Below are 16326 nucleotides of genomic sequence, written 5' to 3'. Positions count from 1 at the left end.
GTGGTCTCGGAGGCCGCGGGGGTGTTCGTCGCGGGGTGCGCGGCGGCCCCCCCCCCCGCCGCCCCCCCGCCCCGCGGCTCGCGGCCCCCCCCGCCCCCCCCGCCGGGGGGCGCCCCCATCGGCGTGCGAGGGATTACGACGAATTACGACGGATCACGAGTGCGTACGGAGCAGTGTCCTCATCGTCCGCATGGCGACCGACAGATTCGCCAGGTCGAACGCGTCCGAGCTCTGGATCTCGTCCAGGGTCGACCGCGACCGGCTCAGGATCGCCGCGTTCTTCTCCTCCCAGGCCTTGAACCGCTGCTCGGGAGTGTCCTCGCCGTTCCCTACGGCAAGGACGTCGGCCGTCAGGGCGGCGTGCGCCGCGTACAGGTCCTCGCGGATCGAGGCGCGCGCCATCGACTGCCAGCGGTCGGCCCGCGGCAGCTCGATGATGCGGTCCATGAGCTGGGTGATCCGCAGCCGGTCGGCGAGGTCGTAGTAGACCTCGGCGACGGCCATCGGCTGCTTGTCCGTGCGGTCGGCGATCGCCACGATGTCGAGCGACGGGAAGGCCGACGAGAACCCGGCGACGCGCTGGGCCAGTTCGTCGGGGACGCCCGCGCCCACCAGCTCGTCGCGGATGCCCTGGTACCACTCCAGGTCGGAGCCGCTCAGGAGCTTCGGCAGCTCGGTCCAGACCTCGGCGACACCCTCGCTGAAGAAGTCGATGGTCTCGGCGAGCTGGAGCGGCTGCGGCCGGTTGTTGAGCAGCCAGCGCGTGCCACGCTCGACCAGGCGGCGCGAGTGCAGCCGGATACGGGTCTGGACATCGGCCGCCACGACGTTGTCGAGCGCCTCGACCGCGTCCCAGACCTTGCTCAGACCGAAGATCTCGCGGGCCGCGAGCTGCGCCCGCACGATCTCCTCGAGCGAGGCCCCGGTCTCCTCACGCAGACGGTGCAGGAAGGTCGAACCACCCGTGTTCACCGTGTCGTTGACCAGGACCGTGGTGATGATCTCGCGGCGCAGCGCGTGCCCGTCGACCTGCTCCGGGAACTTCTCCCGCAGCGCCTCGGGGAAGTACGCGTGCAGCAGCCTGCGCAGGTAGTCGTCGTCCGGGAGCGTCGTCTGGATCAGCTCGTCGGCCGCCGTGATCTTCGTGTACGCGAGGAGCACGGCGAGCTCGGGCTGGCTGAGCCCACGTCCTGAGCTCAGGAGTTCACGGATCTGCCGGTCGCTGGGCAGGAACTCCAGGTCCCGGTTCAGGTGGCCCTGCTTGCCGAGCCTGCGCATGAAGCGCTGGTGGGCGTGGAGGAGGGACGGGGACTGGGCGACCGCGTTCGACAGGGCGGTGTTCTGCGCGTAGTTGTTGCGCAGGACCAGGGTCCCGACCTCGTCGGTCATCGCGGCGAGGAACTTGTTGCGCTGCTTGACGGTCATGTCGCCGTTGGCGACGACCGCGTTGAGCAGGATCTTGATGTTCACCTCGTGGTCGGAGGTGTCCACGCCCGCGCTGTTGTCGATGGCGTCGGTGTTGATACGCCCACCGGTCCGCGCGAACTCGATGCGGCCCAGCTGGGTCAGACCGAGGTTGCCGCCCTCGCCGACGACCTTGACGCGCAGATCGGCGCCGTTGACGCGGATCGAGTCGTTCGCCTTGTCGCCGACGTCGCTGTTCGACTCGACCGACGACTTCACGTACGTACCGATGCCGCCGTTCCACAGCAGGTCGACCGGCGCCTGCAGGATGGCCTTCATCAGGTCGGCCGGGGTCATCTTCGCGACGCGCGTCTCGATGCCGAGTGCCTCACGGATGTGGGCGTTCAGCTGGATCGCCTTGGCGCTGCGCGGGAAGATCCCGCCGCCCGCGGAGAGCAGCTCCTTGTTGTAGTCCGCCCAGGAGCTGCGCGGCAGCTCGAAGAGGCGGCGGCGCTCGGCGTACGAGGTGGCGGCGTCCGGCCTCGGGTCGATGACGATGTGCCGGTGGTCGAAGGCGGCCACCAGGCGGATGTGCTCGGAGAGCAGCATGCCGTTGCCGAACACGTCACCGGACATGTCGCCGACGCCGACGACCGTGAAGTCCTCGGTCTGGGTGTCGGTGCCCAGCTCCCGGAAGTGCCGCTTGACGGACTCCCAGGCGCCGCGGGCGGTGATGCCCATGCCCTTGTGGTCGTAACCGGCGGAGCCGCCGGAGGCGAAGGCGTCACCGAGCCAGAAGTTGTAGGACTGGGCGACCTCGTTCGCGATGTCGGAGAACGTCGCCGTGCCCTTGTCGGCCGCGACCACGAGGTACGTGTCGTCCTCGTCGTGGCGCACGACGTCGGCCGGCGGCACGACCTCGCCCGCGACCAGGTTGTCGGTGATGTCGAGCAGCGCCGAGATGAACGTCTTGTAGCAGGCCACGCCCTCGGCCAGCCACGCGTCGCGGTCCACGGACGGGTCGGGCAGCTGCTTGGCGACGAAGCCGCCCTTGGCGCCGACGGGCACGATGACGGTGTTCTTCACCATCTGCGCCTTGACCAGGCCGAGGATCTCGGTACGGAAGTCCTCACGCCGGTCGGACCAGCGGAGCCCGCCGCGGGCGACCTTGCCGAAGCGCAGGTGCACGCCCTCGACGCGCGGCGAGTACACCCAGATCTCGTACGCCGGACGCGGCGCGGGGAGGTCGGGGATGGCCTGCGGGTCGAACTTCATGGAGACGTAGTTGTGCGGCTTGCCGCCCTCCGCCTCCTGGAAGAAGTTCGTGCGCAGCGTCGCCTTGATGACGGTGAGGAAGGACCGCAGGATCCGGTCCTCGTCGAGGGACGCGACCTGGTCGAGCGCCCCGTCGAGCTCCTCCATGAGCCCGTCGGTCAGCTCGGTCCCGGCGCGCTGACGGTCCGGGGACATCCGCGCCTCGAAGAGCGAGACGAGAAGGCGGGTGGTGTGGACGTTGTTGAGGAGGGTGTCCTCCATGTAGTCCTGGCTGAAGGTGGAGCCCGCCTGGCGCAGGTACTTGGCGTAGGCGCGAAGGACCATCGCCTGCCGCCAGTTGAGCCCGGCCCGCAGGACGAGCGAGTTGAAGCCGTCGACCTCGGCCTCGCCGGTCCAGGCGGCGGCGAACGCCTCCTGGAAACGCTCGCGGCCGTCGTCGCCGAGGTAGTCGCCGTTGCCGTTCTGCGTCTTGGGCATGCGGAGCCCGAAGTCGTAGATCCACGCGTTCGTACGGTCCGTGCAGCGCAGCTCGTAGGGGCGCTCGTCGGTGACTTCCACGCCAAGGCGCTGAAGCACCGGCAGGACGGCGGAGAGCGAGACCTGGCCGCCGGAGCGGTAGATCTTGAAGCGGCGCTCGCCGGGGGCGGCGCCCACCGGCTCGTACAGGCTCAGGGCGAAGTCCTCGCGCCCCTGCTTCAGCTGCTCGAGGTGCTGGAGGTCGGCGACGGCGGCGCGCGGCGTGTGGTCCGCCTTGTAGCCCTCGGGAAAGGCGCCCGAGTAGCGGCGGAGCAGCTCGGCGGCGCGCTCCTCGCCGCACTCTGCGGTCAGCGCCTCGCCGAAGCCGTCGGCCCAGGAGCGTGCGGCCTCGACGAGCCGGGCCTCGATGCGGTCGGTGTCGGCGTCGGTGAGCTGCGGAAGCCCGCCGCCCGGCGCGACACGGACCACGAAGTGCAGCCGGGAGAGGATCGACTCCGTGTTCCAGGCGGTGAAGTCGACGCTGTCGCCGCCGAGCTCCTCCTTGAGGATGTCGATGATCCGCAGGCGTACGCCGGTGGTGTAGCGGTCACGCGGCAGGTAGACGAGCGCCGAGTAGTAACGGCCGTACTCGTCCTTGCGCAGGTAGAGCCGGAGCCGACGGCGCTCCTGGAGATAAAGGACGGATGTGACGATGGAGCGCAGCTCGTCGGGCGGGGTCTGGAAGAGCTCGTCGCGCGGGTAGGTCTCCAGGATCTGGAGCAGGTCGCGGCCGTCGTGGCTGTTGGGCGAGAAGCCCGCGCCCTTGAGGACTTCCTGGACCTTGCGGCGGATGACCGGCACGCGGCGCACGGACTCGGTGTACGCGGCGGACGAGAAGAGCCCGAGGAAGCGCCGCTCGCCGACGACGTTGCCCTCGGCGTCGAACTTCTTCACGCCGACGTAGTCGAGGTAGCTGGGCCGGTGCACGGTGGCACGGCTGTTCGCTTTGGTGAGAACCAGAAGCTTGTGCTCACGGGCCTTCGCGCGGGCGTCCGCGGGCAGTCGGCTGAAGGAGGGGCTGACCGGATGGTCCTCCTCCCCGTCGTGCTTCGGGTCGGCGCGCAGGATGCCGAGGCCGGTGCCGGGCACCGCGGCGAGCGAGTCGTCGTCCGTCAGGTTGTACTCACGGAAGCCGAGGAAAGTGAAGTGGTTGTCGGCGAGCCAGCGCAGGAGCTCGCGCGCCTCACCGACCTCCTGGTCGCGCAGGTCGTCAGCGGTCGGCTCGGTGGGCAGCTCATCGGCGATGCGCAGCGCGGCATCGCGCATCTTCTCCCAGTCCTCGACGGTCTCGCGCACGTCGGAGAGGATCCGCAGCAGATCGACGCTGATCTGCTTCAGGTCCGCGCGGTCGGTCTCGCGGTCCGTCTCGACATGGATCCAGGACTCGGTGACCGCGTCGTGCGGGCGCTCCGTGCCCGGGTCCGTCAGGACCTCAAGGAGCTTTCCGGTCAGATCCCGTCGTACGACGACCTGGGGGTGGATGACGACATGGATGCCGCGCCCCTGCCGCGAAAGCTCATTGGTGACCGAGTCGACAAGGAAAGGCATGTCGTCGGTGACCACCTCGACGACGGAGTGGCTGCACGTCCAGCCGTTCTCCTCGACGGTCGGCGTGTGCACGCGGACATTGGCCGTGCCCTGCGGGCGGTTCTCGGCAAGACGGTAATGGGAAAAAGCTGCTCCGAAGACGTCGACCGGGTCCCGGTCGGCAAGGTCCTCCGGGGCCGTGTGCAGGTAGTAGCGCTGGAGGAACGCAAGAGCCATGTCCTGGTCGGTCGTGGCCTCGTCGCCCTTCGACCCGGTCGGTGCGCCACTCGGTAGGCGGCCACCGGCCGGGCTGTTCTCAGCTACCCGGGCCGCCCGTGTGAGCAACTCGGCTTTGGCTTCGTCCAGCTTGTTCTGCATTGTCCTCTGACTCCTGTCGCGCGCCGTTGCGTGACGTAGAAGGAAATGATCCGACGTAACGCCACGACGCGGGGTCTCCGGTCGAAGTCGACGTTATGCCGCGGTGAGAGATGAGCGGGCGGTTATCCGCCATTTTCAGCGGTTTCGCTGATCGATGGCTGGGAATAGTGGGCTGTCCGCACCGCGAAGAAGCGTCAGCGACGCCCCGGGCACGGATGTCCTCCGTGTTCCCCGGGCGCAGGGCGGGGGCGTAGACGCCCCCGCGGGATATCGCGCTGATCACGGGTCAAGGCTATCGCCCTCCACCCGGGACTCGTCATGAGCCGCTTCTGTACAAATCCAGAGGTGGAACTTTGACACTCTGCACAGGAACTATCGCGCCATCCGTCAACGTCCCGCCCCCTTGGCAAACCGGACGCACGGATGCACGTTGAGCGGGACGGACAGACAGCAACGGACAGACAGCAACGGACAGCGCGCGACGGACCGGATCCGGTCCGCCCACGATTGGGGAGCGAGCACCGATGGCAGCCAAGATCCTGATAGTGACCGGTGACGCGGCGGAGTCGCTGGAGGTCATGTACCCCTACCAACGGCTGCGCGAGGAGGGGTACGACGTCCACATCGCCGCCCCCGCCCGCAAGAAGCTGCAGTTCGTGGTGCACGACTTCGAGCAGGGCTTCGACACGTTCACGGAGAAGCCGGGCTACACATGGCCCGCGGACCTCGCCTTCTCCGAGGTCGATCCCGGCCAGTACGTCGCCCTGGTGATCCCCGGCGGCCGGGCCCCGGAGTATCTGCGCAACGACCCGGAGCTCCGCAAGATCCTCAAGTCCTTCTTCGACGCGGACAAGCCGATCGCGCAGATCTGCCACGGCCCGCTCCTGACGGCGGCGATCGGCGGCCTGAGCGGCCGCAGGGTCACGGCGTATCCGGCCCTTGAGCTGGACATGCAGACGGCGGGCGCGACGTTCCAGGACGCGGAGGTGGTGGTCGACGGCATGCTGGTCTCGGCCCGTTCTTGGTCGGACCACTCGGGCTGGATGAGGGAGTTCCTCACCGTGCTGCGGGCGAAGGCGCCTGTCACCTAGGCGGGGTGGCCTGGGCGGTGTGACCTGGGGGCGGGGTGGCCTGGGCTCGGCGGTTCAGGCTGCCAGCCGCTCGGCCACCTCCACGGCCTCGGCGAGGCTGTCGACCACCGGAACCTCGACGCCGACCGCCTCCAGGCTGGCCCTGCTGTGCGAGCCCCCGGTGTAGAGCACGGCCTGCGCACCCACGTGCGCCGCCGCCACGGCATCGTCGACGGCATCACCGATGACCACGATCCGCTCGGCGGCGGCCACCCCTTCCAGGGCCGCGAGGTGGCGCACCATTCGCTCGGCCTTGCCGGCGTGCGAGGTGTCCATGCGCCCGTCGATGCGCACGAAGTGCTCCTCGATCCCGTGCCGCCGCACGATCGGCACGAGGTGCTCGTGCGGCGCGAGCGAGAGCAACGACTGCGTGCGCCCGGCTGCCCGGCGCCCCGCGAGCAGCTCGGCCGCACCGTCGGCGAGGCCGCACGCCTCGGCGCGCGCCCAGTAGTGCTTGTGGAACACGGCGTCCATGACCTGCCACTCGGCGTCCGTGGGAAGGCGTCCCATCAGCCGTTCGTAGAAGAGGGGGATGGGGACGCAGTACAGATCCCGGTACCGCTCCAGCGTGATCGGGTCGAGCCCGATCTCCGCGAACGAGGCGTTCGTCGACTCGATCACCGCATGAATGTCATGCAGCAGAGTCCCGTTCCAGTCCCACACGATGTGCGCCCCGCGCTGAAGCTTCCCCATGAGGAAACGGTACCCGCGCCCCACACGGGCCCACTCCTGGATTGTTCATCCAGGGGTGCACGCGGGGCAATCGGGCGGGTGGGCGGGAGAGCTTGTTCGTTCAGAGGTCCATGCGGGGTGAACGGGCGGGTCGGCGGGAGAGGCCCGTTCGCCCAGAGGCAGATGCGGCCCCACCGCCCCAGCCCCGCAGGGACCGATCAGATCAACCCCGAAATCTCCTGCGTGGCAAACCAAAGCAGCTCATGATCCTCAACCCCGTCCACGAGGGCCCCCGCATCCCGGTCCCCCTCATCCGCAGCCCCCAGCACCCCCACAGCCGCAGCAACATCCGCCACAGCGTCCTCCGCATCCACATGCACAGCGGCAACCTTCTTCAGCCCCAAGGCCCCGGTGACCCGCACCTCACCGACCTCAAGCTCATCCGCCCCCGGATCAACCGCCCCGTCCGCCACATCCGCAACCAGCACGACGCGCCGCCGAGCAGCCCCCGCATCCTCGGCGAGCAACCGCAAAGAAGAGAGCGCCGCCCGCCCAAGGGCGGCGTATTCCAGCTCCTCGACGTCGTCCGAGGCGTACCACTCACGCAGCGCGGGCGTCACGGCATAGGCGGTCAGCGGCCCGGGACCCAGCTCGCCCGCCTTGTACACCTCGGCGAGGCGGCTCAGGGTCAGGGGAACGTAGACGCGCATGACGGCCCGCTTTCACAGTCGGAAACACAGAATCGGAAGGACAGCACCGGAAGGCCGGAGGGTCAAAGATCAGACCCCCAGAATACGCGCGGGAGTCCCCCTTCGAGCTGCGCCCCGTACCCACCCCCCACGTCACCCGACACCCCCGTCCTTCACCCGGCACACCCCAGCGCCCCCAAGGAATCGGACGCCCCCGACCACCCTGATAGGTGACTCCCCCGTCCCCGCTCCGGCCTACGGCGCACCCTTGCGGCCCCCGCCTCCGCCCCCGTACAAGATCTCCGACGGAAGTTACCAGCCAGTACCGGAGGCGACACGGCATGCAAAAGGTGATGACCAGGCCCCGCACCCGCCCGATGACCACCCGCCCACCGGGCCGCACGGACACCCGCCGCCCCACGGCGGCCAAAGCGGCCACGGCAGCCACAGCGGCACGTACAGCGGCTCGCCCCCTCAGGACCCCGCCCCAGCCCCCACCGCACCCCACAGAGCTCTTCACCGAGCGCCTGCTCCTGGTGCTCAGCGGCCAGAAGCCGGTCCACTGGGCGGCCCGCCACATCGCGCACACCGCCTTCGACGACGTGACCCGCCTCGCCGAGCTCGCCCCGCTGAACGTGAACGGCCGACGCCCCACGATCCACCGGATCGGCCACTACGAACCGCGCCCCGGGGTCTACGAGGTCTTCGCGAGGATCGGTACGGGACCCACCCTCAGGGCCTTGGCCTTCCGCCTGCACCTGGGAGCGGACCAGCGGTGGCGCTGCACGGCAGTGGAGGTAGGCGCCCCGGCCGCCACATAGCAACGCAAAGCCCAACGCAGAACTCGACGCAGAACCCAACGCAAAGGGCCGAGCGCACCTCTCGGCGCCCGGCCCCAGCAATCCCACTAAAGCGTCCCGCGACTACTTCTTGCGGCGACGCCCGCCCTTCTGAGCCTTGCGCCGCTCCGCGCGGGTCGTGCCGTCCGAGTCGGACCGCCCACCCGCGTCCTCGGTCTCGAAGTCCCCCTCGTCGACCCCACCCTCGGCGTTCGGCGCCTGGAAGTGGAGACGGTCGGGACGCTGCGGAGCGTCAAGCCCCTTGGCGCGGATCTCGGGACGGCCGCCCCCGGCCGGAACGGCGTCCTTCTTGTCCAGCGAGGTCTGCTGGGCGGCATCCGTCACCGGAACCTCCTCGACCTGCTGCTCGACCTGGACCTCCAGGTTGAACAGGTAGCCGACGGACTCTTCCTTGATGCCGTCCATCATGGCGTTGAACATGTCGAAGCCCTCGCGCTGGTACTCGACCAGCGGGTCCTTCTGCGCCATGGCACGCAGGCCGATGCCCTCCTGGAGGTAGTCCATCTCGTAGAGGTGCTCGCGCCACTTGCGGTCGAGGACCGAGAGGACCACGCGCCGCTCGAGCTCACGCATGATCTCGGAGCCGAGCTGCTCCTCACGCGTCTCGTACTGCTGGTGGATGTCGTCCTTGATGGCCTCGGAGATGAACTCGGCGGTCAGACCCGCACGGTCGCCCGCGTCCTCCTCCAGCTCCTCGATGGTGACCTTCACCGGGTAGAGCTGCTTGAAGGCGCCCCACAGCCGGTCCATGTCCCACTCCTCGGCGAAGCCCTCGGCGGTCTCCGCCGAGATGTACGCGTCGATCGTGTCGTCCATGAAGTGCGTGACCTGGTCCTGGAGGTTCTCGCCCTCCAGGACGCGGCGGCGCTCGCCGTAGATGACCTCGCGCTGGCGGTTGAGGACCTCGTCGTACTTCAGGACGTTCTTACGCGTCTCGAAGTTCTGCTGCTCGACCTGCGACTGGGCGGACGCGATCGCGCGCGTCACCATCTTGTTCTCGATCGGCACGTCGTCCGGGACGTTCGCCATGGCCATCACGCGCTCGACCATCTGCGCCTTGAAGAGCCGCATCAGGTCGTCGCCGAGCGAGAGGTAGAAGCGGGACTCACCGGGGTCGCCCTGACGGCCGGAACGACCGCGCAGCTGGTTGTCGATGCGCCGCGACTCGTGCCGCTCGGTACCGAGGACGTAAAGACCACCCAGGTCCTTGACCTCCTCGAACTCCGCCTTCACGGAACGCTCGGCCTTCTCGAGGGCGGCGGGCAGCGCGGCGGCCCACTCCTCGACGTGCTCGACGGGGTCGAGGCCGCGCTGGCGCAGCTCCGCCTCGGCGAGGTCGTCGGGGTTGCCGCCGAGCTTGATGTCGGTGCCTCGTCCGGCCATGTTCGTGGCGACGGTGACGGAGCCCTTGCGGCCGGCCTGGGCGATGATCGGCGCCTCACGGTCGTGCTGCTTCGCGTTGAGCACTTCGTGCTGGACGCCGCGCTTGGAGAGCTGCTGGGAGAGGTACTCCGACTTCTCCACGGAGGTCGTGCCGACCAGGATCGGCTGGCCCTGCTCGTGCTTCTCGGCGATGTCGTCGACGACGGCGGCGAACTTCGCGACCTCGGTGCGGTAGATCAGGTCCGACTGGTCGGCGCGGACCATGGGCCGGTTCGTCGGGATCGGCACGACGCCCAGCTTGTAGATCTGGTGGAACTCGGCGGCCTCGGTCATGGCCGTACCGGTCATGCCGCAGAGGCCGGAGATTTCCTTGCCCTCGTGGTCCTTGCGCTTGTAGAGGCGGAAGAAGTTCTGAAGGGTGATGGTGGCCAGGGTCTGGTTCTCGTCCTTGATGTCCACCCCTTCCTTCGCCTCGATCGCCTGGTGCATGCCCTCGTTGTAGCGGCGGCCGGCGAGGATACGGCCGGTGTGCTCGTCGACGATCATGACTTCGCCGTCGATGACGACGTAGTCCTTGTCGTTCTTGAAGAGTTCCTTGGCCTTGATGGCGTTGTTCAGGTAACCCACGAGCGGCGTGTTCACCGACTCGTACAGGTTGTCGATGCCCAGCCAGTCCTCGACCTTGGAGACACCGGGCTCGTGGATGGCGACGGTGCGCTTCTTCTCGTCGACCTCGTAGTCCCCGGTCTCCTCGATGCCCTTGAGGGTGTTGCCGGGCTCGCCCTTGGAGAGGCGGGTGACCAACTTGGCGAAGTCGCCGTACCACTTGGTGGCCTGGTCGGCGGGGCCGGAGATGATCAGCGGCGTACGGGCCTCGTCCACCAGGATCGAGTCGACCTCGTCGACGATCGCGAAGTTGTGGCCGCGCTGCACCAGTTCGTCCTTCGCCCACGCCATGTTGTCGCGCAGGTAGTCGAAGCCGAATTCGTTGTTCGTGCCGTACGTGATGTCGCTCGCGTACTGCTCGCGGCGCTGGGCCGGGGTCATATTGGCGATGATGCAGCCGACGGACAGACCCAGGAACTTGTGGACGCGGCCCATCATCTCGGAGTCGCGCTCGGCCAGGTAATCATTGACCGTGATCAGGTGCACGCCCTTGCCCGACAGGGCGTTGAGGTACGCGGGAAGGGTGCCGACGAGGGTCTTGCCCTCACCGGTCTTCATCTCGGCCACATAGCCGAGGTGCAGCGCGGCGCCACCCATCATCTGGACGTCGTAGTGCCGCTGGCCGAGGACGCGCTTGGCGGCCTCACGCACCGTGGCAAAGGCTTCGGGGAGGAGGTCGTCAAGGGTCTCGCCGTCGGCGTAACGCTCCTTGTACTCCTCGGTCAGCGCGCGCAGCTCGGCGTCGGAGAGGCTGACAAAGTCCTCTTCGATGGAGTTGACCTGGTCCGCGATGCGGTGCAGCTTGCGCAGGATCTTGCCTTCGCCTGCACGCATGATCTTCGAGAGGACGGACACGAGGGTTGGTCTCCTTGCCGGTCGGGCCTGGCATGGTCGGTTTACTCATAGGGCAACGGCCATCGTAAGCGAGGAGCGGCCCGCGCCGGGAGGTCTGCCGATACGTCAACGGACGGGGGGCCTGGAAGGTGCCGGGTTGTGCCGATCAGCGCTCGGCGAAATGCGGGTGAAAGGTCGCCGAAAAGCACTGGCCTCAGCTCCCTCACCCCCGCAGAATCGCCGAATGGAGCCCGTCACCCTCACCACCGAACGTCTGTGCCTGCGCACCTTCACGCCCGCCGACACGGACGAGACGTACAAAGCCTGCCAGGACGCCGACATCCAGCGCTGGACCACGATCCCCTCGCCCTACGCGCGCGCGGACGCGTCTGGCTTCATCACGCGCATGGTGCCGGACGGCTGGCGCCACGACACGGAGTACACCTTCGCCGTACGTCCCCGGAGCGGCGGCGGCCCCCTGATCGCCGCAGCCAGCCTCCACCACCCGCGCTCGGGCGCCTGGGAGATCGGTTTCTGGACGGCGAAGGAGCACCGGGGCAACGGCTATATGACGGAGATCGTCCTCGCCCTGGCCAGGTGGGCCTTCACCGACCTGGGCTGCAACCGCCTGGAGTGGCGCGCCGAGGTCGGCAACACGGGATCGCGCGCCGTGGTGGAGAAGGCGGGATTCACCGTCGAGGGCACCCTGCGCGGCGCCCTCCTGAACAAGTCCACGCTCCGTGACTGCTGGGTGGGCGCCCTGCTCCCGAGCGACCTCGGCCTGTCGCCGGTCCAGCCGTATCTGCCGGCCCGGGACTGAGGACCGCCCCGGCCGCCGGTCCGTTCACGCGGGCCGCAGGCCACAGGCTTTGTCAGTGCCGCCGCCTATGGTTTCCGGCATGACGAGCCTGCCGCGCCCCGCCATCAGCCTGTCCGCCGACGAGGCCCGCCGTATCGCGCTCCGCGCCCAGGGGTTCCTCGGCGCCCCGGACCGCAGATCCGGCGTGCGGGGCGTGCTGCGACATCTCGGCGCGGTCCAGCTCGACACGATCTCGGTCCTCGCCCGCTCCCACGAGCTCATTCCGTACGCCCGTCTCGGCGCCGTGGGCCGCGAAAGGATCGAGGCGGCGTACTGGGACGGAGCTGCGACGGGCGCGGGCCCCGCCCGGCCGCACGCCTTCGAGTACTGGTCGCACGCCGCGTGCATCCTGCCCATCGAGGAGTGGCCGCACTTCGCCTTCCGCCGCCGCGCCTACCGCACCCGCCCGCACTGGCACCACGACCTGCCCGACGGGGCGTACGACACGGTCATCAAGCAGCTCACCGTCGAAGGCCCCCTCACCGCCACCGAATTGGGCGGCGCGAAGAACAAGGGCGAGTGGTGGGACTGGTCGGACGCGAAGGTCGCCGTCGAGCGCGCGCTGATGTACGGCGAGGTGGTCTGCACCGAGCGCCGCAGCTGGAAGCGGGTGTACGACCTCGCGGAGCGCGCGATCCCGGACACGCTGCTCCATGACGACCTGGACGACGCGGAGTGCCTGCGCCGCCTGGTCCGCCTTGCCGCCCAGTCGCTCGGCGTGGGCACGCGCGCGGACATCGCGGACTATCACCGCCTCAAGGGCGAGCAGTTCGACGCGGTGGTCGCGGACTCAGGGCTCGTCCCGGTGACGGTGGAGGGCTGGGACAAGCCCGCCTGGGCCGACCCGGTGGCCCTGGAGACGACCCCGCGCGGCCGCCACCGCACGACGCTCCTCTCACCCTTCGACTCCCTGATCTGGGAGCGGGCCCGCACGGAGCGGATCTTCGGCTTCACCCACCGCCTGGAGGCGTACGTCCCCAAGCCGAAGCGGATCCACGGCTATTTCGCGATGCCCGTCCTGGCCGGGGGCCAGCTGGTCGGCCGCGTGGATCCCGCCCGTGAGGGCAGCACGCTGGTCGCCAGGCAGGTGTCCCTCGACGGCCCCAAGGCCGTGCCCGCGGTGGCTCAGGCGCTGCGTGAAGCGGCGTCCTGGGTCAACTGCGACTCCGTCCGGGTGGAGCGGGTGAACCGTCCCGAGCTGACCGCCGAGCTGGTCCGCGCCCTGGGCTGAGCCCGAGCCGCGGGCCTCACCGAATCTCGAGGCCTCACCGGATCTCGAGGCCTCACCTGATCTCGAGGATCTTCTCCCGCATCGCGTACACGACCGCCTCCATCCTGGAGTGCAGCTGCAGCTTCTCCAGGATGTTGCGCACGTGGTTCTTCACGGTGTTCTCGGAGATGAACAGCTCCTTCGCGATGTCGCGGTTGTTCATCCCCGTGGCCACCAGTTTCAGCACTTCCAGTTCACGGTCGGTCAGCCGGGGCGCGGGCACCAGCCTGCGCTCGTCGGTGCGCTGGATCATCGACTTGAACTCGGTGAGCAGTTTCGACGCCATGGACGGGCTGATCTGCGACTGCCCGTCGGCCACCGCGCGAATGGCCGTGGCCACCTCGTCCGTGGAGATCTCCTTGAGGAGATAGCCCGTGGCACCCGCCTTGATCGCGTCGTAGAGGTCGGCCTCCTCGTCGCTGATCGTCAGCATGATGATCTTGGCGCTCGGCGCGACCTCCTTGATGGAGGTGCACGCCTCGATTCCGCCGCGCTTGGGCATGCGCACGTCCATCAGCACGATGTCCGGCAGCAGGTCTGCCGCCTTGTCCACCGCCTCGGCGCCGTCGCCCGCCTCCCCGACCACCTGGATGTCCTCCTCGGCCGCGAGGACGATCTCCAGGCCCCGGCGGAAGAGCGCGTGGTCGTCCACCACAAGGACCCTGATGGGTTCCTTGCGCGGTGCGCCCGTGTCCGTGCCGATGCCCGTGCCGCCGTCGGCACCCTCATCCCGCATCGGTCCGAAGCTGTCCGCCATCGTTCCTCCCCCTGAAGGCCATGGCCCGTTGTGCGTTGGCTGCCGCCAACCCGAGGCAGCAGCACACCGGTTGGCCATCTGTGTCCATGATTTCATGCCCGGACGGCCTTGCGGTGCGCGCAGGGGTCGCACGATGGTGCCCCTGGGGGCGCACATGCGCTCCAGAGGCACCATCTCACCCTCGGCCGACCGAGGTCAGCCGCCGAGCGCGCCGCCCCCGCCGCCCGACTCGGGCTGCGCGACCATCGGGTCGGTGTTCAGGCGGATCACGCCGTAGTCGTAGGCGTGCCGCCGGTAGACGACGCTCGGCTCCTTGGTCTCCGAGTCGACGAACAAGTAGAAGTCGTGCCCGACCAGTTCCATCTCGTAGAGCGCCTGGTCGAGCGACATCGGGGCCGCCACGTGGGTCTTCTCGCGGACCACGAGCGGGCCTTCGCCCTGGACCTCCAGAGAGCCGATCCTCTTGACGGGCACGCCTTCCGGCTCCTCGTCACGCGCGATGGTGCCGTCCCCGTTGAGAGTCGCCGCGTCCGGCACCCGCTCGGCCACTTCGGCGGCGGAGAGCCTGCCGGTGCCGCGCCGGTTGTGGCGCTTCTCGTGCTCCTTGCGCAGCCGTGCGTCGAGCTTGGCCGTGGCCAGGTCGAGTGCCCCGTACGGATCGGTTGCCGAGGCCTCCGCGCGGATCACGGGTCCCCGCCCGCGGAGTGTGATCTCCACGCGGTCGGAACGGTCGGCCTGACGGGGGTTGGTTTCCTTGGACACCTCGACGTCCAGGCTGATCACCTTGCCGTCGAGCTTCTGGATCTTCTCCAGGTTCAGCTTCTCGGCCACGTGCTTGCGGAACCGCTCGGGTACCTCGGTCTTGCGGCCCTTGACGACGATGTCCACGCAGAACTCCGTTCCCGGATCGCTCCGCTTCGGCGGCGGAGCATCCCCTTTTTGCACCAGGCCCCGGTGACTCCCGGAGCCTCGGACTCGGTGACTTCCACCTCCTCCTCCCCCGCGAACAAGATCTCCACCCCGACCGGCCCCGGTGTTTGCGAAAAACCCGACGACCGGCATTCCGATATGCGAGGGACGACTTCCGCCATTCCTCACAACTGAAGATATCTCGCCCGGGCGGATGGCGTCACCCTCTACCGCCGCGTACCTCCATTCAGGTGTATCGGCACTCTCACTACCTGCAACGATGCAAGTTCCCAATCAGTTCCGGTTTATTCCGAAAGAATCCGGTGAGGAGGCGACAACAGCGGCAGTGATCGTGTTCTCGCACGTCATTTCACGGGCTGTTACCACCGCGGCTCTTTCTTTACTTTCCGTGTATGCGTCACATATTGCTCGGGCCGCCTCCGCCAATGACGCGCCCGTGGTCATCAGGTCGTCCACGATCACGACCCGGCCGCCGTCGGCGAGGAGCCGCCCGCCACCCGCGGTCACCTCCAGAGCACCCCGGAGATTCGCCTTCCGCTGCCGGGAGTTGAGCCCCGACTGGTCGGCCACGGCACGCCGCTGGCGCAGCACGCAGAGCACCCGGGCCCGCGTCCCGCCCCGCCGCAGCTCACCCGCGGCGGCCAGCGCGACCCGCCGTACCGGATCGTGCCCACGCGCCCGCACGGCCCCGCGAGCCGACGGCACGGGCACGAGCAGTACCGGAGCGTCACCACATACCGGAGCGTCACCACATACCGCAGTGTCACCGTCCCGCAGCTGCAGCCCCGCTCGCACCGCCCCGGCAAGACCCGCGCCCAGCGGCCCCGCGAGCCCCAGAGCGCCCCGCTCCTTGTGCGCGAGCAGCACCGCCCGCACCGCGCCCTCGTAGGGAGCCGCCGCGTGCACCACCGGCAGCCCGGGCGGCCGTGGATCGGGCCGCACCCGGCGCGGCGCGGCACCGCACAGGGCGTCGCCGCACTGAGCGCAGAGCGCCGCGCGAGGCCTGCCACAGCCTCCGCACTCGGCCGGCAGCACCAGATCGGTGAGGTCCTGCCACCACCCCGGCATGCCCACCACTGTGCCAAGCCGCGCGCGACGCTGCCACCCCTGTGGACAACCACCTGTGGATAACTCGGCTGCGTGGAAGAGGCGTTGAGGCGGCGTCACCCCGGACGG

General features: G+C 68.9%; 11 protein-coding genes. 4 read left to right on the top strand and 7 right to left on the bottom strand.

Translation table 11 applies throughout. The features are described 5' to 3' along the window. Positions 1–153: 153 nt before the first annotated feature. On the bottom strand, positions 154–5100 hold the full coding sequence (locus ACFQ7F_RS33225) for an NAD-glutamate dehydrogenase (RefSeq protein WP_383278638.1): 4947 nt from the start codon (positions 5098–5100) through the stop codon (positions 154–156). A 524-nt stretch (positions 5101–5624) separates the two neighbouring features. Between ACFQ7F_RS33225 and ACFQ7F_RS33220 the strand changes: the two genes are divergently transcribed. Continuing rightward, positions 5625–6191, top strand: a complete 567-nt coding sequence (locus ACFQ7F_RS33220; protein WP_383278635.1) for a DJ-1/PfpI family protein — start codon at positions 5625–5627, stop codon at positions 6189–6191. A 54-nt stretch (positions 6192–6245) separates the two neighbouring features. Here the strand turns inward: ACFQ7F_RS33220 and ACFQ7F_RS33215 are convergent, their stop codons facing one another. Both ACFQ7F_RS33215 and ACFQ7F_RS33210 read right to left on the bottom strand, forming a co-directional pair. Beyond that, complete coding sequence (locus ACFQ7F_RS33215) at positions 6246–6923, bottom strand: HAD family hydrolase (RefSeq protein ID WP_383278632.1); 678 nt, start codon at positions 6921–6923, stop codon at positions 6246–6248. Between the two features lie 197 nt (positions 6924–7120). Next, entirely contained in the window at positions 7121–7612 is a 492-nt protein-coding gene (locus ACFQ7F_RS33210) for a DUF6912 family protein (protein WP_383278629.1), read from the bottom strand. 332 nt (positions 7613–7944) lie between these two features. On the opposite strand from ACFQ7F_RS33210, the gene ACFQ7F_RS33205 reads away from it, so the two are divergent. Continuing rightward, positions 7945–8412, top strand: coding sequence for an Rv3235 family protein (locus ACFQ7F_RS33205; RefSeq protein ID WP_383278627.1), 468 nt, complete (start codon positions 7945–7947; stop codon positions 8410–8412). 102 nt (positions 8413–8514) lie between these two features. On the opposite strand, the gene secA is transcribed toward ACFQ7F_RS33205, so the two are convergent. Next, on the bottom strand, positions 8515–11355 hold the full coding sequence (secA, locus tag ACFQ7F_RS33200; protein ID WP_383278624.1) for a preprotein translocase subunit SecA: 2841 nt from the start codon (positions 11353–11355) through the stop codon (positions 8515–8517). Positions 11356–11578: 223 nt separating this feature from the next. Between secA and ACFQ7F_RS33195 the strand changes: the two genes are divergently transcribed. Together ACFQ7F_RS33195 and ACFQ7F_RS33190 are read left to right on the top strand one after the other, a co-directional pair. After that, positions 11579–12154 (top strand): GNAT family N-acetyltransferase, encoded by a 576-nt coding sequence (locus ACFQ7F_RS33195; protein ID WP_383278621.1) that lies wholly within the window; start codon positions 11579–11581, stop codon positions 12152–12154. A 79-nt stretch (positions 12155–12233) separates the two neighbouring features. Beyond that, on the top strand, positions 12234–13424 hold the full coding sequence (locus tag ACFQ7F_RS33190; RefSeq protein ID WP_383278618.1) for a winged helix-turn-helix domain-containing protein: 1191 nt from the start codon (positions 12234–12236) through the stop codon (positions 13422–13424). Between the two features lie 52 nt (positions 13425–13476). Here ACFQ7F_RS33190 and ACFQ7F_RS33185 read toward each other — a convergent pair whose 3' ends face one another. The 3 genes from ACFQ7F_RS33185 to ACFQ7F_RS33175 form a co-directional block, all read right to left on the bottom strand. Beyond that, complete coding sequence (locus ACFQ7F_RS33185) at positions 13477–14220, bottom strand: response regulator (protein ID WP_383278615.1); 744 nt, start codon at positions 14218–14220, stop codon at positions 13477–13479. A 195-nt stretch (positions 14221–14415) separates the two neighbouring features. Then, positions 14416–15108, bottom strand: coding sequence for a ribosome hibernation-promoting factor, HPF/YfiA family (gene hpf / locus ACFQ7F_RS33180; protein ID WP_383278612.1), 693 nt, complete (start codon positions 15106–15108; stop codon positions 14416–14418). 315 nt (positions 15109–15423) lie between these two features. Further along, positions 15424–16218 (bottom strand): ComF family protein, encoded by a 795-nt coding sequence (locus ACFQ7F_RS33175; RefSeq protein WP_383278609.1) that lies wholly within the window; start codon positions 16216–16218, stop codon positions 15424–15426. Positions 16219–16326 lie beyond the last annotated feature (108 nt).

The sequence above is a fragment of the Streptomyces sp. NPDC056486 genome (assembly GCF_042795295.1).
GTDB lineage: Bacteria > Actinomycetota > Actinomycetes > Streptomycetales > Streptomycetaceae > Streptomyces.
This window is presented reverse-complemented; position numbering and strand designations above follow the sequence as displayed.

Bases quoted from the DNA above. Each gene is read 5' to 3' on its own strand.
- ACFQ7F_RS33225 (WP_383278638.1), bottom strand. From the start codon at position 5,100: ATGCAGAACAAGCTGGACGAAGCCAAAGCCGAGTTGCTCACACGGGCG.
- ACFQ7F_RS33220 (WP_383278635.1), top strand. From the start codon at position 5,625: ATGGCAGCCAAGATCCTGATAGTGACCGGTGACGCGGCGGAGTCGCTG.
- ACFQ7F_RS33215 (WP_383278632.1), bottom strand. From the start codon at position 6,923: ATGGGGAAGCTTCAGCGCGGGGCGCACATCGTGTGGGACTGGAACGGG.
- ACFQ7F_RS33210 (WP_383278629.1), bottom strand. From the start codon at position 7,612: ATGCGCGTCTACGTTCCCCTGACCCTGAGCCGCCTCGCCGAGGTGTAC.
- ACFQ7F_RS33205 (WP_383278627.1), top strand. From the start codon at position 7,945: ATGACCAGGCCCCGCACCCGCCCGATGACCACCCGCCCACCGGGCCGC.
- ACFQ7F_RS33195 (WP_383278621.1), top strand. From the start codon at position 11,579: ATGGAGCCCGTCACCCTCACCACCGAACGTCTGTGCCTGCGCACCTTC.
- ACFQ7F_RS33190 (WP_383278618.1), top strand. From the start codon at position 12,234: ATGACGAGCCTGCCGCGCCCCGCCATCAGCCTGTCCGCCGACGAGGCC.
- ACFQ7F_RS33185 (WP_383278615.1), bottom strand. From the start codon at position 14,220: ATGGCGGACAGCTTCGGACCGATGCGGGATGAGGGTGCCGACGGCGGC.
- ACFQ7F_RS33175 (WP_383278609.1), bottom strand. From the start codon at position 16,218: ATGCCGGGGTGGTGGCAGGACCTCACCGATCTGGTGCTGCCGGCCGAG.